Raw genomic sequence first — 20,426 nt, 5'->3', positions numbered from 1 at the left:
CCTAGGCTGACGCCGTGAGCAGCGACACCGAGCGGGCCGGCACCGACCAGGACCGTCCCGCCACGGACGGAGACTCCGCCCCCGCCTCCGCACCGGCGGTGCGCCGCCGCCGCTTCCCGCTCCCCGCCCTGCTCGACCAGGCCTTCTTCGTCCTCGGCGGCGTGGCCGCGACCCTCCTCGCCGTGGTCCTCGTCACCGACGGCGTCCGCTCCGGCTGGGCCCAGATCGGCTTCTACGTCGCCGTCTGGGTCCTGGTCGCGTACCTCGTGCTGCCGCGGCTGCACCGGATCCTCACCCGGCTCTACGTGCCCGACTACTTCATCGGCCGCGCGCGCACCAGCGACGGCCTGCTCGGCGACCCGGTCAACCTCGCCTTCCAGGGCAGCGACGCGCAGCTCGTCCACGCGATGACCTCCTCCGGCTGGACCCGCGCCGACGAGGTCACGGTGCGCAGCAGCCGGCGGATCATCACGGCCACGCTCACCCGCCGCAGCTACCACCGCGCCCCCGTCTCGCCGCTCTTCGTGTTCGGGCGGCAGCAGGACGTCGCGTTCCAGCAGGAGGTCGCCGGCAACCCGGGCAAGCGCCACCACGTGCGCTTCTGGCGCTGCCCCGAGAACTGGTTCCTGCCCGGCGGATTCCCCGTCGAGTGGGTCGCCGCCGGCACCTTCGACCGCAGCGTCGGACTCTCGCTCTTCACCCTCCAGGTCACGCACAAGATCTCCCCCGACACCGACCAGGAGCGCGACCACATCGTGGCGAGCCTCCGCGAGCACCACCCCGAGGTGACGGTCGACGTCATCCAGGACTTCTCCACCGGCTACCACTCCCGGAACGGCGGCGGCGACTCCATCGTCACCGACGGCGACCTGCCGGTCGTCGACCTCCGCGCGATCCCCCTGCCGTCCGGGGCCGCCGAGCGCGACGCGATCGCCCCCGTCGCCGCCACCGAGCTGGCCGGTGCGCTCGGCACCTCGTCCGCGACGGTCCTCCGCCGTCCCGTCACCACGCACGTCGGAGCCCTGATGCTCGTCGCCCGCGGCCTCGCGTACGCGCTCCAGGCCGTGCTGCTGCTCGCCGGCGCCGCCTCGCTCGACGACCTGACCTGGCTCGACGGCGGCACCGCCACCGCGGGCGGCTCCACGCTCGACGAGGCCTCGACCCGGCCGATCGCCGCAGCCCTCCTCGGGGTGGCGATGCTCCTCTGGCTGCTCCTCGGCGCACTCGTGCTCCGCGGCTCCGGGACGGCCCGCCTGCTCGCCCTCTCCTCCAGCCTGCTCAGCACGATCACCGCCTTCGCCGCCGTGCTCCAGGGCGGTGCGGCGATCAGCCTGCAGACCAACCTCGGCAGCGTCGCCTTCGACATCCTCGTGCTGCTCGCCCTCTCGAGCCGCAGCTCCCGCGACTACGCGGCCGCGAAGAGCCGGCTCCGCGCCGACCGCCGCGCCGAGAGCAGGTCGAGACGGGGCGCGCGCGGCCGAGAAGGCTAGACCCCGCCGCCTCCGCCGCCGCCCCCGCCACCGCCGGAGCTGCCGCCACCGCCCGCGCCGCCGCTCGACGAGCTCGACGAGGAGCCGACGAAGCTCGACGCGGACGAGGAGAACGAGGAGATGCTCCCCGCGAACGCCGCGGCGTGGAACGCCGTCGTCCCCGAGTACCAGACCGGGCTCTCGCCCGTCTGCTCGTAGGCGGTCGCGAGTGCTGCCGACCACTCCTTCTCCAACCCGAGGAGCACCGCCCACGGCAGCAGCCGCTCGGTCACCTCGACGACCTCGACCGGACCGACGCTGCGCCGGTCGGCACCGCGGGGCGACTGCAGCATCGCGAACCGGTCCGCCTCCGCCAGCCGCAGGTACAGCTCGAGACCCTTCAGGTGGTCGCGCAGCTCCGCGCCGGCCGCGGTCAGCGGCACCTTCGCGAGCAGGACGCAGACCAGCGCCCCCACGACGAGCGCCGAGAGGAGCAGCACGATCGGCAGTGCCCCGCCGAGCGCCGCCCCGAGCAGGAGCGCCCCGGACAGCACGACGCCGACGACGGCGACCACCGCGAGCACGACCAGGAGCACGGAGCCGCGCACCGTCCCGGAGCGCCGCAGTCCCTCCTCCACGACCCGCGCGGACATCACCGTCTGGAAGGACGACACCGCCTTCCCGAACTCCTTGTCCTTCCCGCTCAGATCGCGGACGGCGCCCGGCGCGGGCGAGGCCCCGAAGGCGATGTCGAAGAACTCCCGGTCGACGGGAGGGACGACCCGCGGCCGCCCGGCCCGTCGCGGCGCGGCCGTCGCCGGATCGAGCACGCGGAGGAGGAACCCCGGCTTCCTCCCCGAGTCCTTCTCCTCGACCCGGACCAGCCCGCGGACCGCCGCGTCGAGCAGCGCCGCGGCCGGAGCGCGCGAGGACCGCCCGCGCAGCGCCGCGGAGAGGAAGAGCCCCTGCGCGGGCGGCTCGTACTCGGCGATCACCGTCGGGCGCCCCGGAGCATCGCGCAGCACCGTGGCACGCCGCCGGATCGCCGCGACGAGCACGCCGAGCAGCACGAGCATCGACGCCAGCTGCACCCAGGCCCAGCCCGAGGCGAAGTAGCCGTCGTCGCGCGGCGTGAAGGTCCCCGGCGCGAAGCCGACCGCGACCGTCACGTTCTCGTACGCCGCCAGGTCGGTCCCGCTCGCGGTCACCACGGCGCCGTCGCGGCCGATTGAGCAGCCGTCGGTGGACCCCGCCGCACCGCGGTAGCAGGACGCGGTCCCGGTCGCCGCCTCGGCCAGGCCGCCGGTGAGCCGGATCCGGACGTCGTAGCGGTCGAAGGGCTGCCGCCACTGCGTGCCGTTCGCGTCCCAGTAGAACTCGTCCTCGCCGCTCCTGGTTCCGGAGCCGGGCAGCGTCACGTCGTGCTGGGTGTAGGTGAAGACATAGGTCTGGCTGCCGCTGACGAAGCCGTCCGCGGCGCTCGTCACGAGGAGGATCCCGTCCTCGGTCTCGGTGTCGACGGGCCGGGCCCGCCCCGTCTCGTCCGTCACCGACACCAGGTCCACGCCGGTCGGGTAGCCCTGGTACTGGAGCGGGATCGCCCGCTGCATCCCGCGGTTCTGGTCCTCGGGGAACTCGGCGACGAAGGTCTCGACCGTCGTCAGCGTCGAGCGCCCCTCGGCGTCGCGGCCGAGGTCGTAGTCGACGGCGTAGCGGGAGAAGCGGAAGTCGTCGACGCCGCGTGCTGGTCCGCCGATGGCGGCGGCGCCGACGGCAGCGGCGGCGACCGGCTCGCCCCCGCGGCCCGCGGGCAGGGGTCCCGCCGCCGCCGCGGGCGCCCCCGCCAGCGCGGCCGCGAGCAGCATCCCCGCCGCTCCCGCGGACAGCCCGGGTCCGCGCGCTCCGGAGCCCCGCCCCCTCGGCGTGATCGCGGACAGGAGCCGGCGGAGCGTCCTCATCATGTCCGTGAGCGTACGCGCGCGTGTTCCGCGCCACCTCCCCCTGAAGGGCGACAGGTGGGACGGACTACTGCAGCAGGAACTGCGTCGTCGACCCCGACGGGATCCCCGCGACCGAGACCGACAGGTTGTACGCCGCGCCGCCCCCCTCGACCGCCTCGCGCCCGCCGGAGCAGGTGTCCGGCGAGGAGCGGGTGCGGTCCCAGGTGATCGCGCTGCCCGTGACCGAGGTGCCGGCCTGAAGCAGGATCTCGAGGGACGACCCGTTCGTCTGGCAGTCGGTCGAGGTCCAGACCGGGTCGGACCCGCTGGTGATCGTGAAGACCTGCCCGCTCGTCCCGGCGTCGATCACGCAGTCGGTGCTCGAGATGTTCGCGAGCGAGAGCGAGAGCTGCGGCGCCTCGTCGGGCCCGTAGCTCGTCGCATCGGTGACGGCCGTGACCGCGACGGTGTCGGCGGTGCAGGCGGCGGCGTCGGCGGGCGGCGAGCCCTCGGGCGCGGTCGAGGGGTAGAGCGTCGGCAGCGCCGAGGCCGTCGGGCTCGCGCTCTCGGCCGTCCCGCGCGCGCCCGCCCACGGCTGCAGCGAGACCAGCGCGGCGATTCCGGCGATGATCACCAGCAGCGCGAGGATCAGACCGGCCCTGCGTCGCCGGTAGACCCGGGAGGGCAGGCGGCGGGGAGGCGGAGTCACCGACACAGGCTACGACGCGCGAGCGCTCAGAGCGTCTTGAGCATGCGGGTGTTGCCGAGCGTGTTCGGCTTCACCCGGGCGAGGTCGAGGAACTCGGCGACGCCCTCGTCGGGAGAGCGCAGCAGCTCGGCGTACACCTCGGGGTCGACGACCTTCTCGCCGATCGGCGCGTAGCCGTGGCGCTCGAAGAAGCCGACCTCGAAGGTCAGGCAGAACAGGCGCTTCAGCCCGAGCTCGCGCGCGTCGTTCTCGAGGCGCTCCAGGATGTGGTGGCCCACGCCCCGGCCGAGCCAGTCCTTCGCGACGGCGAGGGTGCGCACCTCCGCGATGTCGTCCCACATCACGTGCAGCGCGCCGCAGCCGATGGCGGTGCCGTCACCCGACTCCGCGATCCGGAACTCCTGCACGGCGCCGTAGAGCACCACGCGGTCCTTGCCGAGGAGGATGCGCTCGTTGACGAGCGGCTCGCTGAGCTCCTGGATGAAGGGGACGTCGCTCGTGCGCGCGCGGCGCACCGGGTACTTCCAATCGGCCATCCGACAAGCGTACGGCCGAACGACGACGAGCCCGTCCCTCCGCGAGGAGGAACGGGCTCGCTGTCGTGCTGTGCGGGTGCTACGCCATCAGGTCGGGCGTCGCGGGGCCGGCGGTCGCCGCTCCCGCCGTCGCACCGGCGCTGATCGAGATGAGACGCGGCGTCGTCGTGAAGACGAACTTGTTCTCCGCGAAGTCCACGTGCACGTGGTCTCCGGCACCGAGCTGGCCGTGCAGGATCTGCTCGGACAGCTGGTCCTCGATCTCGCGCTGGATCGCGCGGCGCAGCGGGCGGGCGCCGAGGGCCGGGTCGAACCCGACCTCGATCAGCCGCTCCTTGGCCGACTGCGTCAGCTCCACCGTCATGTCGCGGTCCAGCAGGCGGTCGCCGAGGCGGCCGATGAACAGGTCGACGATCTGGAGCAGCTCGGGCTTCGACAGCTGCGGGAAGACGATGACGTCGTCCACGCGGTTGAGGAACTCGGGCTTGAAGTGCTTCTTCAGCTCCTCGTTGACCTTGCCGCGCATGCGGTCGTAGCCGGTGGCGTTCTCGCCCTCGATCTGGAACCCGACGGGACCACCGGCGATGTCACGCGCACCGAGGTTGGTGGTCATGATGATGACGGTGTTCTTGAAGTCGACGACGCGCCCCTGGCCGTCGGTCAGACGACCCTCCTCGAGAATCTGGAGGAGCGAGTTGAAGATGTCGGGGTGAGCCTTCTCGATCTCGTCGAAGAGGACCACGCTGAAGGGCTTCCGGCGGACCTTCTCGGTGAGCTGCCCGCCCTCCTCGAAGCCGACGAACCCGGGAGGGGCGCCGAACAGCCGCGAGACGGTGTGCTTCTCGCCGTACTCCGACATGTCGAGCGAGATCATCGCGTTCTCGTCGTCGAAGAGGAACTCGGCGAGCGCCTTGGCGAGCTCCGTCTTTCCGACACCGGTGGGGCCGGCGAAGATGAACGATCCCGACGGACGCTTGGGGTCCTTGAGGCCGGCACGGGTGCGGCGGATGGTCCGCGAGAGGGCCGCGATGGCCTCCTCCTGACCGATGACGCGCTGGTGCAGCGCCTTCTCCATGAAGACGAGCCGCGAGGACTCCTCCTCGGTCAGCTTGAAGACCGGGATGCCGGTCGCCTGGGCGAGGACCTCGGCGATCAGGCCCTCGTCGACGACACCGGTCGCCTTGACGTCGCCCGACTTCCACTTCTTCTCCAGGCGCAGGCGCTCACCGAGCAGCTGCTTCTCCTCGTCGCGGAGCGACGCGGCCTTCTCGAAGTCCTGGTCCTCGATCGCGGCCTCCTTCGCGGTGCGGACGACGGCGATCTTGTCGTCGAACTCGCGCAGCTCCGGCGGGGCCGAGAGGATCGAGAGGCGCAGGCGGGCGCCGGCCTCGTCGATCAGGTCGATGGCCTTGTCGGGGAGGAAGCGGTCGCTGATGTAGCGGTCCGCGAGGTTGGCGGCCGAGACGATGGCGCCGTCGGTGATGGACACCTTGTGGTGCGCCTCGTAGCGGTCGCGCAGGCCCTTGAGGATGTTGATGGTGTGGGGCAGCGACGGCTCCGCGACCTGGATCGGCTGGAAGCGGCGCTCGAGCGCGGCGTCCTTCTCGAAGTGCTTGCGGTACTCGTCGAGCGTGGTCGCGCCGATGGTCTGCAGCTCGCCGCGGGCGAGCAGCGGCTTGAGGATCGAGGCGGCGTCGATCGCGCCCTCCGCGGCCCCTGCGCCGACGAGGGTGTGGATCTCGTCGATGAAGGTGATGATGTCGCCGCGGGTGCGGATCTCCTTCGTCACCTTCTTGAGGCGCTCCTCGAAGTCACCGCGGTAGCGGGAACCGGCGATGAGCGAGCCGAGGTCGAGCGTGTAGAGCTGCTTGTCCTTGAGCGTCTCGGGCACGTCGCCGCGCACGATCGCCTGGGCGAGGCCCTCGACGACGGCGGTCTTGCCGACGCCGGGCTCGCCGATCAGGACGGGGTTGTTCTTGGAGCGGCGGGAGAGGATCTGCATGACCCGCTCGATCTCCTTCTCGCGCCCGATGACCGGGTCGAGCTTGTTGTCGCGCGCCGCCTGCGTGAGGTTGCGTCCGAACTGGTCGAGGATCTGCGAGCCGCCCTGAGGCTGCTGCTGCTCACCGCCCACGGCGACCTGCTCCTTGCCCTGGTAGCCCGAGAGGAGCTGGATGACCTGCTGGCGCACCCGGTTGAGGTCGGCGCCCAGCTTGACGAGCACCTGTGCGGCGACGCCCTCGCCCTCGCGGATGAGGCCGAGCAGGATGTGCTCGGTCCCGATGTAGTTGTGGCCGAGCTGCAGCGCTTCGCGCAGGGACAGCTCGAGGACCTTCTTCGCACGCGGCGTGAAGGGGATGTGGCCGGTGGGCTGCTGCTGCCCCTGGCCGATGATGTCCTGGACCTGCTCGCGCACCGCGTCGAGCGAGATGCCGAGGGACTCGAGCGCCTTGGCCGCCACTCCCTCGCCCTCGTGGATCAGGCCGAGCAGGATGTGCTCGGTCCCGATGTAGTTGTGATTGAGCATCTTGGCCTCTTCTTGGGCCAGGACGACGACGCGCCGTGCGCGATCGGTGAATCTCTCGAACATGCTGTCACTCCCTACAGAACCCGCAGGGGTGGGCTCCGATAGCTCGACTGTAACCAGCGCTCCCCCCGGTCGGACCCCCTGTTCGCCCTGGGCGTGAGACGGGTGCCCGAGAGCGGCCGTGCGGCGGCGCCGACGTCCCGCGACACGTCCGCCTCCCGGCGGATGCGACGGGGTCTCCCGTGCGGGATCGTGACTCAGCGCACTCACCACCGAGAGCCTCGATCACCTGGGGGACCAGCACCACATGACACGACTCGCACCACCCTTCGCCCGCGGCGCCGTCGCCGCCACCGCCGCCGCACTCGGCCTCGCGCTGCTGGCGGCGACGCCCGCCTCGGCCGCCGAGGTCGAGGGCGAGGAGATCTTCGAGTACAACGGAGGCGGGATCACCGTCGACGCAGGTCCCGAGTACGCCGGCTACGACGTGTTCGTGCAGTCGCAGATCCCGCGCACCGTCGAGGGCTACGAGGGCGGAGGGGTCTGGAACATCCGCAAGGCGTCGCTCGACGCCGAGGGCACCGCCCGCGTCGTCAACTTCGCCGGACCGACGAACCTCTACTTCTTCAGCCCGAGTGCCGAGCAGCCCGGACTCGAGCTGCCCGAGCCCGACGCGACGGCGGCCATCTACCGCGGCGGCGAGATCGAGTACGACGTCGACCCCGAGGCCGGCACCGCCGTCGTCGACGGGGCCGTCCCGACGGTCGTGGCGCCCGCGCTGGCCGACCTGCAGACGTACGGCACCCCGCTCACGCTCGCGACCGTCCAGCCGTCGAGCTACACGGTCGACGAGGCGTTCGATCTCACCTTCTCCGAGCTCTACTGGGCGGCGCCCGGCGACCTGGACGGCCAGTCGACCAGCACGGTCGTCTACTCGGAGCCGACCACCATCGGCACCTCGACGATCGCCGGCGGCTCGGTGACCACCACGATCGGCGCCGAGTACACCACCGACCCGCACACGGTCGCGCTGCTGGACGGCTACGGCCGCGTGCTGTCGGCCGCGACGCTCGACGGCGGCGCCGCCGCTCCCGAGGCCGAGCCGACGGCGACCCCGACCGCGACTCCGACGCCGGTGGCCGTGGCCCCGGTCTCGAACAGCGGATCGAAGCCGGGCGCGAAGCCCGGCGCGCACCTGGCGGAGACCGGCGTCGAGGCCGGCTCGATCGCTCTGCTGGCGAGCGGCCTGCTCGCCGCGGGCCTCGGCGGACTCGTCCTGGCACGCCGCCGCCGCGCGAGCGCCTGACGATCGATCGGGCGGGCGGCCCGTCGTGCCTCGGCACGGCGGCCCGCCCGCTCGTTCGTCGCTCTCCGCTCGCGCCGTCGGGCGCCTCGCGTCCCGGAGCGGGTCCGGCCCGCTCGAACACGATGTCCCGATTCGACGACGGCCGTCTCGAAGGGCTTGCGCGCGGGCGTTCCGCCCCCGAGAGTGAGCCGACGACCTCACCGACGACGGTCGCCACCACCGGGGGACACACCGCATGAACCGCTCGACCCGCCCGCTCCGCCCGCTCCTCGGCTGCGCTCTCGCCGCGACGGCCGCCGTGGGCCTCGCCCTGACCGCCGCCGCGCCGGCCTCGGCCGACACGCCCTACAACCCGCTGGACTGGCAGGACGCGATCCTCTTCAACGGCGGCGGCATCTCGATCGACGCCGGCCCCGAGTACGCCGGCTACGACGTCTTCGTCCAGGCGCAGCTGCCGGTCGGCGCCCGAGGGAGCCGCGGCGAGTGGGTCCTCAAGAAGGCGTCGCTCGACGCGGAGGGCGACGCCCTCGTCTACAACTTCGCCGGCCCGGTCAACCTGTACTTCTTCAGCCCGAGCTCGCCCGACGTCGGGCTCGAGCTCCCGGAGCCCGCCGCGACCGCGGCGATCTACCGCGATGAGGAGATCGCGTACGACGTCGACCCGGCGGCGGGGACCGCGGTCGTCGACGGCGACGTCCCCTCCGTCACGCCGCCGGCCCTCGAGAACTTCGACATCTACCTCGCCGACTTCACCGACGCGTCGGTCGCGCCCTCGAGCTACCTGGTGGGCGAGAGCTTCGACCTGACCTTCTCGGACCTGTACTGGGCGGCCGAGGGCGATCTCGACGGCCTGGCCACCAGCACCGTGATCTACTCCGAGCCGACCACGATCGGCACCTCCGCGATCGCCAGCGGCGCCGTGACCACCACCATCGGCGCCGAGTACACGACCGAGCCGCACACCCTCGCCCTGATGGACGACTACGGCCGCGTGCTCGCGAGCGCCACCCTCGACGGCGGCGCCGCCGCGGGTTCCGAGCCCGTGGGCACCACCGAGCCGACCACCCCGTCCGCCACCCCCGTCGCCGCGGCACCTGCCTCGAGCACCGGATCGAAGCCGGGCGGACCCCGCCTGGCCGAGACCGGCCTCGAGGGCGGGGCCACCGCGCTGCTGGGCGCGGCCCTCCTCCTGGCGGGCGGAGCCGGACTCGTCGTGGCGCGCCGTCGCCGCGCGAGCGCCTGACGCACCACCCGGGAGCGGACGGCGAGCGCAGCCGCCCGCCCGCTCCCGGCACGACGGGGCGAGCGCTGCTGGCGGTGCTCGCCTCCTCCGTGCTGCCCGGACTCGGGCACCGGATGCTCGGCCGACCGCGTGCGGCCGCCGTCCGCGCCGGCCTCGCCGTGCTCGTCGTGCTGGGCATCGCCCTCGGCACCTGGACCGCGGTCTCCGATCCGGCAGCACTCGTCGGGGCCGCGACCGACACCCGCGTCCTGCTGCTGCTCGGCGCGGTCGGCGCGCTGATCGGCCTGCTCTGGATCTCCGGCCCGATCGGCGCCGCCCTGCTCGCCCGGCGTACCGCGGTGCCGCGGGCGGCCCTCGTGCTCGTCACCGCGCTGGCCGTGCTCGCGCCCCTCGGGGCGACGACCTGGTGGGTCTCGACCGTCGCCGCGCAGCACCGCCTGCTGACGGCGGTCTCGGCCTCCGGACGCGGCCTGGAGCCCGTCGACGGCCGCTACACGATCCTGCTGATGGGCCTCGACGACGACCCCCTGCGCGACCAGGTCCTCCTGCCCGACTCCCTCACCGTCGTCAGCGTCGACGCCGTGACGGGGCGCAGCGTGCTGCTCGGCGTCCCGCGCACCGCCGCCAACTTCCTCTACCCGCCCGGCTCGGCGCTGGCGGCGGCCCTGCCCGAGGGGACCCGCTGCCTCGCCGGCTGCGGGGTCAACCACACCTACCAGTACGGGCTCGAGCACCCGGAGCTCTACCCCGGCAGCGCGGACCCGGGCGCGGACGCCGTGCGGGAGGCGGTCAGCGGCTACACGGGGCTGCCCGTGCAGGCGACGGTGTCGATCCGGATGACCGGCTTCGTCGAGCTCATCGACGCGCTGGGCGGCGTCTCGGTCGTGGTCGGCCGCCCGGTCCTCCAGGCGGGCGTGCCCGACGACGGCAGCGGACGACCCGTCGAGTACGGTCCGCCGATCGAGGCGGGACTCCAGCACCTCGACGGCAGCGAGGCGCTCTGGTTCGCCCGGTCGCGGGTGAACACCTCCGACGCCGACCGGTCCGAGCGGCAGGGCTGCCTCCAGGCCGCTCTGTTCCGCCAGGCCGACCCGCTGACGGTGCTGACCCGCTTCCAGGCGATCGCGCGGGCCGGCGGCGAGAACGTCTCGACGAGTCTCCCGGCCGAGTCGCTGCCTGCCCTCGCCCGGCTCGCCGTCTCGGCCCGCGAGCACCCCCTCCTGCGCGTCGAGCTCGGCCTGCCGCTGACCCTGCCCGAGCAGCCCGACATCGATCTGGTCCACCGGACCGTCGCCGAGGCGATCGCCGGGACCGGCGAGCAGGACGCCGCGACGATCGAGGTGCCGCCGGCGGACGCTCCCCTCGAGGCGCCCGCCGCTGCCGCCCCGGTGGACCCGGACCTGGCGGAGCCCGCCTGCAGCGTTCCGTGAGCGGCCGCCGAAAATCCATGCAGAGGCATACACTTCGGGGATGAGCGACCTCGAGAAGCACCCGGAGGAGCACCCCGTGCCCTCCGCCCGCAGCACCGCCGTCGAGGCTGCCGCCGTCGAGACCGCTGCGGTCGAGATCCTCGAGGCGCGCCTGGTGCCGCTCGGCGGCCCTCGTGCGATCGAGGTGCGCCGCACGCTCCCCCAGCGCTCGCGCTCCACGATCGGCGCCTGGTGCTTCGCGGACCACTACGGCCCGGTGCGCCTCGGCGAGGAGGCGGGGATGGACGTCCCGCCGCACCCGCACACCGGACTGCAGACCGTCAGCTGGCTCTTCGAGGGCGAGATCGACCACCGCGACAGCGTCGGGAGCCACCAGCTGGTGCGGCCGGGCGAGCTCAATCTGATGACCGCCGGGCGCGGAATCTCGCACTCCGAGGTCTCCACCGGCGCCGAGCCCGTCCTGCACGGCGTGCAGCTCTGGGTCGCGCTGCCCGAGGAGGCGCGCCTGGGCGAGCCGTTCTTCGAGCACCACCACGGCGTGCGGGTGGAGCTGCCCGGGGCGACGGCGCAGGTCTTCGTCGGCGAGCTGCTCGGCGCCTCCGTGCCCGCGAGCGTGTTCACCCCGCTCGTCGCCGCGCAGCTCGACCTCGAGCCGGGCGCCCGCGTCGAGATCCCGCTCGAGACCGCGTGGGAGCACGGAGTGCTGGTCGACGCCGGCCCGCTCGAGGTCGACGGCGTCGACGTCCCCCGCTCCGACCTCGCCTATCTCGCGCCGGGCCGCGACGTGCTGGTGCTGACGGCCGGGGACGAGGGCGCCCGGGTCGTCCTGATCGGCGGCGAGCCCTTCCCCGACCAGCTGGTGATGTGGTGGAACTTCGTCGGCCGCAGCCACGACGATGTCGCGGCCGCGCGCGAGCGCTGGCAGAGCGACGTCATCGCGGGCGGCGACGCCGACGGGCCGTTCGGCACGGTCGCGGACTACCCCGGCCGGGCACTGCCGGCGCCGACCCTGCCGACCGTCCGGCTGAAGCCGCGCCGACGCGCCTGAGCGCACCGGCGCCGGGTCAGGAGGTCCGGGTCAGGACGCCTCGGCCGCCTTCTCTTTCTCCTTCGCCGCGCGCTTCTCCGCCGCCTCGCGGTCGGTCGCCTCGGCGGTCTCGCGGAACGCGCGGCGCGGATCCTGCAGCGCGCTCATCGGCGACAGGTCGCGGCGCGAGACCGCGTCGACGACCCAGCCGGCGATGATGCGCCACTTGCGGTCGAAGGTCGGCATGGCGGCCCCGTGGTACGCCCGGTGCGCGAGCCAGGCGGGCAGCCCGCGCAGCTTCACGCCCTTGATGAGGCCCGCGCCCTTGCCGATCCCGTACTCGGCGACCGTGCCGACGGACACGTGGCGGTACTCCTCGACCGGGCCGCCGGTGATGTCGGCGATGATGTTGCGCGCCAGCAGCTTGGCCTGGCGGACGGCGTTCTGGGCGTTCGGCGGGTAGTACGCGGGCTGCTTCGCGGCGGTGAGGTCGGGCACCTGCGCGCCGTCGCCGGCCGCCCAGGCCGAGCCGACGGGCTCGCCGTCCTCGGTGATCACCCGGAGGCGCGCGTCGGCCATCACGTGGCCCTTCGGCCCGCGGGGCGCATCGGTCGCGTCGAGGATCGGGTTGGGCTTCACACCCGCGGTCCACACGATCGTCGCGGCAGGGATCCGCTCGCCGCTGGAGAGCTCGACCACGCCGTCCTCGCAGGAGGGCATCGTCGTCTTCAGGTGCACGTGCACGCCGCGCTCGCGGAGGTGGTCGAGCGTCCAGACCGAGAGCTCCGGGCCGACCTCGGGCGCGACCCGGTCGAGCGCCTCGACGAGGTGCCAGGTGACGTCGCCCATCGACAGCGAGGGCTGCGCGGCGAGGGTGCGGCGGCTGAGGTCGAGCAGCTCGCTGAGCGCCTCGACCCCCGTGTAGCCGCCGCCGACGAAGACGAAGGTGAGCAGGCGCCGGCGCTCGGTCGGATCGGTGGTCAGCGCGGCCTTCGCGATGTTCTCGATGACGCGGTCGCGCAGGTGCGCCGCCTCCTCGACCGTCTTGAAGCCGATGGCGTGCTCGGCGAGACCGGGTGTCGGGAAGGTGCGGGTCACCGCGCCGAGGGCGAAGACGACGTGGTCGAAGGGCAGCGTGCGGCTGGTGCCGTCCATCGCCGCGACGGTGGCCGAGCGCTCGGCCAGGCTGACGCCGGTGATCGCGCCGCGGACGATGCGGGTGCGCTTCAGCGCCTGCACCAGCGGCACCGTGACGTGGCGCGGCTGGACGTGCCCGCCGGCCACCTCGGGGAGGAGCGGCTGGTAGGTCATGTAGGGGTTCGGCTCGACGACGGTGACGTCGATCGGCGCCGCTCCGCGGAGCTTCTCGAGGCCCCAGGCCGTGTAGAGGCCGACGTAGCCGCCGCCGAGGATGAGGATGCGCGTCGTTCTGCTCGCCGCCATGACGTTCCCTTCTGAAGTGCCGGCCCCGGAGGACCGACGGCCCACCGTGCTGAGGACGATCCGACGCTACGCCGGGCGCCTCGGACAGCACAGGGCCTTGCGCGAGTCGCCGTCATTCGCAAGCGACGAGGGCGGGCGAGGATCGGGGGAACCGCGGGCGAGGGCCGGCTCAGCCCGCGGCGAGGTCCTCGCCGTTCAGACGGCGCCGGTACTCGCTCGGGGACAGCCCCGTCTCGGTCGCGATCGCGCGCCGCAGCCGCTCCGGCGACGAGAAGCCGGAGCGCCGGGCGATGTCGCTGAGCGGGAGGATGCTCGACTCCGGCGTGCCGACCAGGCGCAGGGCGTTCTCGGTGCGGACGTCGGAGATGAGCCGGCGCAGGGTCGAGCCGCGCTCGTCGGCCACCGCGCGCTGGAGCGTCCGCAGGCTGACTCGGCAGCGCCGCGCCACCGTGCTCGGGTCGAGCGTCGGGTCGCTGTAGTCGGCCTGGATCACCTGCAGGGCGGCCTCGACCATGTCGTGCAGGCCCAGGCGCTCGCGCGAGCCCTCCTCCCGCTCCGAGCCGAGCAGCCGGGCGAGGCGCAGGACGGTGCCCTCGAGGTACTCGGCCTGCACCGGGTTCTCGGGGTCGAGCTCGGCCAGGAACGCCCGCAGCATCGTCCGCGCGGTGGCCGTCGTCGAGGTGGCGGGGACGAGCCGGACCGGGTCGGTGCCGCGGCGCTCCGAGACGCCGTTGTCGGCGCAGAGCACGAGGAAGCGGGCCGGGCGGGAGGTGCGGATGACGACCGGATCCTCCGTGGAGAGGGCGAGCCCGCCCTCCTCGACCTCGAGCAGGCCGGACGTCGTGTCGACGGCGAGGACGCCGTCCATCGGCAGGAGGAAGACGGAGGACCCGTCGACCGCGCTCGTTCCGGGCCAGCGGACGGCGAACGCCGTCGAGACGACGTGGATCACGCGGACGCGCTCGGTCGCGGCGATGGCGAGGTCCATCCGGAAGCCGGCCGACGTCGGGACGGAGACGTCGACCGTGCGGCGCAGCGCCGAGGCGCCCGCCGAGCCCCGGAGCCGCACGGCGCGCGCGCCGGCGCTCAGCGGGACGCAGAGCGGGTTCAGATGTGAGGGACGAGGGATCACGGTGGCGACTCCGATCGAAGAGGAGCGGACGTCGAGGAACGTTCGCCTTCGGAGCGTAACAAGAAGTGAGAGAGTCTCGCCATTCCTGAGCGAAGCTCGATTCACCCCTATTGGAGGGCCGAGGTGAGCCGCGCCAGATTGTCGAGGATCGTCGAGCGCAGCGGCTGCTGGCGCCACTCGCGCAGCGTCAGCTCGCGGGAGTGCTCCCGGTAGTCCTGCTGCACCTCGCGCAGGTCCTCGACGAAGTCGGCGCCGCGCACCATCAGCGACACCTCCAGGTTGAGGGTGAAGGAGCGCATGTCCATGTTGCTCGAGCCGATCACGGCGACGTCGTCGTCGATGGTGAAGTGCTTCGCGTGCAGGATGGTGGGCTTCCGGTACATCCAGATCCGCACGCCGGCGGTGAGCAGCGTCTCGTAGTAGGAGCGCTGCGCGTGGTAGACGACGGCCTGGTCGCCGATCTCGGAGACGAAGAGCTCGACGTGCACGCCGCGGCGGGTCGCGGTCGTGATCGCGTAGAGCATCGCCTCGTCCGGGACGAAGTACGGGCTCGTGATGATGATCGACTTCTGCGCCGAGTAGAGCAGCGCGAGGAAGAGGCGGAGGTTGTTCTCGCCGTCGAATCCCGGACCGCTCGGCACCACCTGGCAGTCGATGGTGTCGCGCTGCTGCAGCGCCTCCATCGGCTCGGACTCGCGCAGGAGCAGCTCGTCCGTCTCGCTGTACCAGTCGGTGATGAAGATGGCGTTGATGCCCTGCACCACCGGGCCCTCGAGGCGCACCATCAGGTCGTGCCAGTGCAGGCCGCGGCGGATGTTGCCGCGCTTGTTGTAGCTCGAGTCGACGACGTTCTGCGAGCCCATGAAGGCGGCGTTGCCGTCCACGATCAGCAGCTTGCGGTGGTTGCGGAGGTCCGGGCGCTGGTACTGGCCGAGCCACGGGCGCACGGGCAGCATGTACGACCAGCGCGCGCCGGCCCGCTCCAGCGCCCGCAGGCGGCGGTGCGTCCCGGTGTAGTAGCCGGGCACGCGGATGGAGGCGATGTGGTCCAGCAGGATCCGCACCGTCACGCCGCGGGCGACGGCGCGGTCGAGCGCGTCGAAGAACGGGGCCGTCGTCGCGTCGGCGGCGAGGATGTAGAACTCGCAGTGCACGTAGCGGCGGGCGCGGTCGATCTCGTCGGCCATCGCGCGGATGGTCTGCTCGTAGCCGCCCTGCAGGCGGGCGTCGTTGCCGCCGACGAGGGGCATCGCGCCGAGGTTGCGGTTGAGGGTGACGACGGACTCGAGCCAGAGCGGCCAGGGGTGGTTGCGGGCGACCCGGTCGATGCCCTCGGTCGACTCCAGGATGAAGCGGTTGATCTCCTCCTGCTTGCGCCGGCGCTTGCGCGGCAGCCGGTAGCTGCCGATGAAGAGGAAGAGCAGGATGCCGACGTAGGGGATCAGGAAGATCGCCATCAGCCAGGCGAGGCCGGTGGTCGGGCGGCGGTTGCGCGGGACGACGATGACCGCGATCACGCGGACGACGAGCTCCACGACGATTGCGCCGACCGCGAGGACCAGCGACCAGTCGGGAGTGTTCACGCCGGGCTCTACGCCGCGTCGCGCGGGGGCAGACCTCGGCGGGCCCGCTCCTGCGCCTCGATGCGGTCGTAGGCGCGGCGCTCGTTGCGGTCCGAGCGGATGAGCGCGCGCATGATGAACCAGAAGAGGAGCCCGATGGTGACGGTCGGCACGAGTGCCCACAGTCCTTGATTCCACAGCTCCCAGTCCATGGGGGCGATCCTACCCGGCCCGGCCGGGAGCGGGCCCGGAGCGGCCGCTCAGCGAACGGGGCCGGACGGACCGGTCCTTCGGCCGCCCGGAGCGGCTCAGCTGCTCTCGATCGACTGGTTGAGGGCCGACGCGTCGGCGTTCAGCCCCTCGAGCTCGGTGCGCAGGCCGTCGTAGACCGCGATGTCCGCGTCGATCGCGGCACGGGTGGCGTCGATCGCCTCGCCCCGCGCGAGCAGGTCGGCCCGCTCGGCGTCGAAGGCGGCGTCCGAGGCGAAGTCGCCGCTGTCCGCCCGGGCGTTGAAGGAGTCGATCTCGGCGTTCAGCGCGTCGTACTCGGCGTTGTTGGCGTCGATGCGCGCGGTGAGGTCCGCGTACATCGCGTCGATGCGGCCGACCAGCTCGGTGATGCGGTCCTCGAGGTCGGTGAAGACCGCCTCGTACTGGGCGTTCAGGCCGACCACGATCGAGCGGTCGGCGAAGTACTCGGCGTAATGGGCCTCGAGCGCGGGCGGCAGGTCGGCGACCTCGGTGCCGAGGATCGAGTGCAGCTCGTTGACGCGCTCGCCCAGGCCTCCAGTGCGGTAGAGCTCCAGGCGCTCGGCGATCGGGCCGTCCTGCGGCAGGGCGGCGTAGGCGGCCTCGAGCTGCGCGCCGACCTCGGCCTGCTCGGCGGCGTCCATCCGCACCCACGCGGCGTGCAGCATCTCGTGCGCGGCGGTCACGTCGCGGATCCCGTCGAGGTCGGGATTCTCGACGTCGGAGATGTAGATGTCGCTGCCGGTGTAGCAGCCGAGCACGATCTCGTCGGAGGCGCCGTAGCCGCAGAGCGCGTTGAAGCCGGCCGTCGGCTCGACCGAGGGGTTCGAGGCGTAGTAGAGGGCACGGCCGCGGGTGGACATCGCGGTGCGGTCCGCGAAACCGGTGATCGTGCTGTCGGGGGTGAACGACTCCGCCGCCCGCTGATCCGCCAGCGCACGGCCGACATCGGCGGAGTCGACGAGCACCGAGCCCGCGACCGCCGCGCCCACGCCGAACTGCGCGAGGGTGAGGACGCCGGCGACGACCGTCGCGACGATGCTGGATGCCCTGACCACGCCTCGAACCTACTTGACCAGCGGGAAGAGGATGGTCTCGCGGATCCCGAGACCGGTGACGGCCATCAGCAGCCGGTCGATGCCCATGCCCATGCCGCCGGTGGGCGGCATGCCGTGCTCGAGCGCGCGGAGGAAGTCCTCGTCGAGGCGCATCGCCTCGTCGTCGCCGGCCGCGGCCTGGAGCGCCTGCTCGACGAAGCGCTCGCGCTGGACGACCGGGTCGATCAGCTCGGAGTAGCCGGTGGCCAGCTCGAAGCCGCGGACGTAGAGGTCCCACTTCTCGACGACGCCCGGGATGCTGCGGTGCGCGCGCACCAGCGGCGAGGTGTCGACCGGGAAGTCCATGACGAAGGTGGGCCGGACGAGGCCGCCCTTGACGAAGTGCTCCCAGAGCTCCTCGACGTACTTGCCGTGGGTGGGCACGTGCACCTCGATACCGAAATGCTCAGCTATCTCACGCAGAACCTCCACGCTTGTCTGCGGAGTGATTTCTTCCGGCGGTGCAGGAGCGAGGCTCCATTCACTATCTTCGCCACGGTAGTTCGCATATCCCTCACGAAGAGCCACGGAAAGGCTCTCGTACATCGAGATCCGCTGCCACTCACCGCCGAGGTCGTACTCGGTGCCGTCGGCCCAGGTGACCACGTGCGAGCCGGCCACGGCGAGCGCCGCGTTCTGAATCAGCTCCTGGGTGAGGTCGGCGATGCTCGAGTAGTCGCCGTAGGCCTGGTACGCCTCGAGCATCGCGAACTCGGGCGAGTGCGTCGAATCGGCACCCTCGTTGCGGAAGTTGCGGTTGATCTCGAAGACGCGCTCGATGCCGCCGACGACGGCGCGCTTGAGGTAGAGCTCCGGCGCGATGCGGAGGTAGAGCTCGGTGTCGAAGGCGTTCGAGTGCGTGGCGAAGGGGCGGGCCGAGGCGCCGCCGTGCATCACCTGCAGCATCGGGGTCTCGACCTCGAGGAAGCCGTGGTCGACGAAGGTCTTCCGGAGGGACGCGTTCACGGTCGACCGGGCGATCACGGTCTCGCGGGCCTGCGGCCGCACGATCAGGTCGAGGTAGCGCTGGCGCATCCGGGTCTCGTCGCCGAGCTCGTTGTGCAGGTTCGGCAGCGGGAGGATCGCCTTGGCCGCGATGCTCCACTCCGACACCCAGACGGAGAGCTCGCCGCGCTTGCTGGAGAGCACCTCGCCGGCGACGAAGAGGTGGTCGCCCAGGTCGACGAGCTCCTTCCAGCTCGCCAGCGACTCCTCGCCGACGTCGCCGAGCGAGACCATCGCCTGGATCCGCGAGCCGTCGCCGGCCTGCAGCGTCGCGAAGCAGAGCTTGCCGGTGTTGCGCTGGAAGACGACGCGGCCGGCGAGGCCGACCCGCTCGCCGGTCTTGACGTCGGGCTCGATACCCTCGTGGCGCGCGCGGACGGCCGCGATGGTGTCGGTGACCGCGACGGACACCGGGTAGGCGCCGCCGCCGAGGTCGTCGCCGGCCAGCTCGATCAGGCGCTCGCGCTTGGCCAGGCGGACGGCCTTCTGCTCGGAGGCCTCCTCGGGCGTGGGCTCGGACGGGGGCACGGGGGCGCCGGGAGTGTCGACCATGTCAGAACGCGGGTGCTTTCGGTTGGAGGCGGCGGGCGCGATCAGGCGAGCAGGATCGGTCCGTTGTCGAGGAGCCGGGTGGAGCCGACGACCGCGGCGACGAGCACGAGGGCCGGGCCGCGGTGGTCGTCGTCGACCGGCAGGAGCGTCGCCGGGTTCGCGACGACGAGGTAGTCCAGCTTAACCAGCGGCTCGCCCATCGAGGCGGACTGCGCGGCGGCGATCACGGCGTCGATGCCGCGATCGGCGGCGGAGGCCGCGGCCTCGAGCAGGAGCGGGATCGTCCGGGCTGCCCGGCGCTCGCGGGCGTCGAGGTAGCGGTTGCGGCTGGAGAGCGCGAGGCCGTCCTCCTCGCGGACGGTGTCCACGCCCTCGATCGCGACGGGCAGATCGAGGTCGCGGACCATCCGGCGGACGAGGAAGAGCTGCTGCGCGTCCTTCTGCCCGAACATCGCGACGTCCGGCTGCACGATGTGCAGGAGCTTCGAGACGACGGTCAGCATGCCGTCGAAGTGGCCGGGGCGCGAGCGGCCCTCGTAGAGCGAGCCGACCTTCCCGGCGACGACGCGGGTGGAGGAGGGGCCGTCCGGGTACATCTCGGCGACGCTCGGCGCGAAGACGTGGCCGACGCCGCGCTCCTCGAGCAGGGCGACGTCGGCCGCGAGGTCGCGCGGGTAGCGGTCGAGGTCCTCGTTCGGGCCGAACTGCAGCGGATTCACGAAGATCGACACGACGACGACGTCCGCGATCTCCCGCGCCCGGTCGACGAGCGCGAGGTGCCCGTCGTGCAGGGCGCCCATCGTCGGCACGAGGCCGATCCGCGCCCCGGCGCGCCGCGCCTCCTGCAGGGTCTCCCGGAGCTCGCCGATGCGTTCGATGGTGCTGATCACCCGAGAACCCTACCGGCGGTGCGGAGTCCGGTGATCGAGGAGCCCGCGCCGCGGGCACCCTCCATGCCGATCGAGTAGCCCGCGCAGCGGGCACCCTTCTTGCTGATCGAGTAGCCCGCGCAGCGGGCGTATCGAGATCCGCCGGCGTCAGAACACGAGTCTGCAGACCCGCACTGCTGATGACGCCGGGTCTCGATACGCGCCTGCGGCGCTACTCGACCAGCATGGGGGGCGCTTGCAGCGCTGCTCAATTACCCCGCGCAGCGGGCGCCGTTCATGCTGATCGAGTAGCCCGCGCAGCGGGCGTAT

Annotated in this window: 16 protein-coding genes; 5 read left to right on the top strand and 11 right to left on the bottom strand. The window is 72.5% G+C overall.

Going from position 1 to position 20,426, the window contains the following annotated elements:
* Nucleotides 1-14: 14 nt before the first annotated feature.
* Entirely contained in the window at nt 15-1,490 is a 1,476-nt protein-coding gene (locus EDF36_RS08780) for an LssY C-terminal domain-containing protein (RefSeq protein ID WP_260300636.1), read from the top strand.
* On the opposite strand, the gene EDF36_RS08775 is transcribed toward EDF36_RS08780, so the two are convergent.
* From EDF36_RS08775 to EDF36_RS08760, 4 genes are all read right to left on the bottom strand, one after another.
* Complete coding sequence (locus EDF36_RS08775) at nt 1,487-3,430, bottom strand: DUF2207 family protein (protein WP_148060001.1); 1,944 nt, start codon at nt 3,428-3,430, stop codon at nt 1,487-1,489. The genes EDF36_RS08780 and EDF36_RS08775 overlap by 4 nt on opposite strands.
* Nucleotides 3,431-3,494: 64 nt before the next feature.
* Nucleotides 3,495-4,118 (bottom strand): hypothetical protein, encoded by a 624-nt coding sequence (locus tag EDF36_RS08770; protein WP_148059200.1) that lies wholly within the window; start codon nt 4,116-4,118, stop codon nt 3,495-3,497.
* Between the two features lie 26 nt (nt 4,119-4,144).
* Nucleotides 4,145-4,654: an amino-acid N-acetyltransferase gene (locus tag EDF36_RS08765; RefSeq protein WP_123446786.1), complete on the bottom strand. Its 510-nt coding sequence runs from the start codon at nt 4,652-4,654 to the stop codon at nt 4,145-4,147.
* Between the two features lie 79 nt (nt 4,655-4,733).
* Nucleotides 4,734-7,244 carry an ATP-dependent Clp protease ATP-binding subunit gene (locus tag EDF36_RS08760; RefSeq protein ID WP_123732698.1) on the bottom strand — a complete coding sequence of 837 codons (2,511 nt, stop codon included), beginning with the start codon at nt 7,242-7,244 and terminating at the stop codon, nt 4,734-4,736.
* A 244-nt stretch (nt 7,245-7,488) separates the two neighbouring features.
* Here EDF36_RS08760 and EDF36_RS21770 point away from each other — a divergent pair, with 244 nt between their 5' ends.
* The 4 genes from EDF36_RS21770 to EDF36_RS08740 all read left to right on the top strand — a co-directional run bounded on the left by EDF36_RS21770 (nt 7,489) and on the right by EDF36_RS08740 (nt 12,208).
* Nucleotides 7,489-8,487 (top strand): LPXTG cell wall anchor domain-containing protein, encoded by a 999-nt coding sequence (locus tag EDF36_RS21770; RefSeq protein ID WP_123732697.1) that lies wholly within the window; start codon nt 7,489-7,491, stop codon nt 8,485-8,487.
* Nucleotides 8,488-8,722: 235 nt separating this feature from the next.
* Nucleotides 8,723-9,730: an LPXTG cell wall anchor domain-containing protein gene (locus EDF36_RS21225; protein ID WP_185020417.1), complete on the top strand. Its 1,008-nt coding sequence runs from the start codon at nt 8,723-8,725 to the stop codon at nt 9,728-9,730.
* A 74-nt stretch (nt 9,731-9,804) separates the two neighbouring features.
* On the top strand, nt 9,805-11,160 hold the full coding sequence (locus EDF36_RS08745; RefSeq protein ID WP_123732696.1) for an LCP family protein: 1,356 nt from the start codon (nt 9,805-9,807) through the stop codon (nt 11,158-11,160).
* Nucleotides 11,161-11,200: 40 nt separating this feature from the next.
* The gene (locus EDF36_RS08740) at nt 11,201-12,208 is read left to right on the top strand and encodes a pirin family protein (RefSeq protein ID WP_123732695.1); all 1,008 of its coding nucleotides are present in this window, start codon (nt 11,201-11,203) and stop codon (nt 12,206-12,208) included.
* A 30-nt stretch (nt 12,209-12,238) separates the two neighbouring features.
* Here EDF36_RS08740 and EDF36_RS08735 read toward each other — a convergent pair whose 3' ends face one another.
* The 7 genes from EDF36_RS08735 to panC form a co-directional block, all read right to left on the bottom strand.
* A complete protein-coding gene (locus EDF36_RS08735; protein WP_123732694.1) occupies nt 12,239-13,630 on the bottom strand; it encodes an NAD(P)/FAD-dependent oxidoreductase in 1,392 nt (463 codons plus the stop codon).
* 169 nt (nt 13,631-13,799) lie between these two features.
* Nucleotides 13,800-14,762 (bottom strand): AraC family transcriptional regulator, encoded by a 963-nt coding sequence (locus tag EDF36_RS08730; protein ID WP_123732693.1) that lies wholly within the window; start codon nt 14,760-14,762, stop codon nt 13,800-13,802.
* Nucleotides 14,763-14,869: 107 nt separating this feature from the next.
* Complete coding sequence (gene cls, locus EDF36_RS08725) at nt 14,870-16,345, bottom strand: cardiolipin synthase (protein ID WP_123446792.1); 1,476 nt, start codon at nt 16,343-16,345, stop codon at nt 14,870-14,872.
* A gap of 8 nt (nt 16,346-16,353) precedes the next feature.
* The gene (locus tag EDF36_RS08720) at nt 16,354-16,536 is read right to left on the bottom strand and encodes a hypothetical protein (protein ID WP_123446793.1); all 183 of its coding nucleotides are present in this window, start codon (nt 16,534-16,536) and stop codon (nt 16,354-16,356) included.
* 96 nt (nt 16,537-16,632) lie between these two features.
* Entirely contained in the window at nt 16,633-17,631 is a 999-nt protein-coding gene (locus EDF36_RS08715; protein WP_123732692.1) for a hypothetical protein, read from the bottom strand.
* 9 nt (nt 17,632-17,640) lie between these two features.
* Nucleotides 17,641-19,227 (bottom strand): lysine--tRNA ligase, encoded by a 1,587-nt coding sequence (lysS, locus tag EDF36_RS08710; protein WP_123732691.1) that lies wholly within the window; start codon nt 19,225-19,227, stop codon nt 17,641-17,643.
* A 41-nt stretch (nt 19,228-19,268) separates the two neighbouring features.
* A complete protein-coding gene (gene panC / locus EDF36_RS08705; RefSeq protein ID WP_123732690.1) occupies nt 19,269-20,117 on the bottom strand; it encodes a pantoate--beta-alanine ligase in 849 nt (282 codons plus the stop codon).
* Nucleotides 20,118-20,426 lie beyond the last annotated feature (309 nt).

This window comes from Rathayibacter sp. PhB152 (assembly GCF_003751395.1).
Lineage (GTDB): Bacteria > Actinomycetota > Actinomycetes > Actinomycetales > Microbacteriaceae > Rathayibacter > Rathayibacter festucae.
The sequence above is the reverse complement of the archived record's forward strand: the minus strand, read 5'-3'. Positions and strand labels throughout refer to the sequence as shown.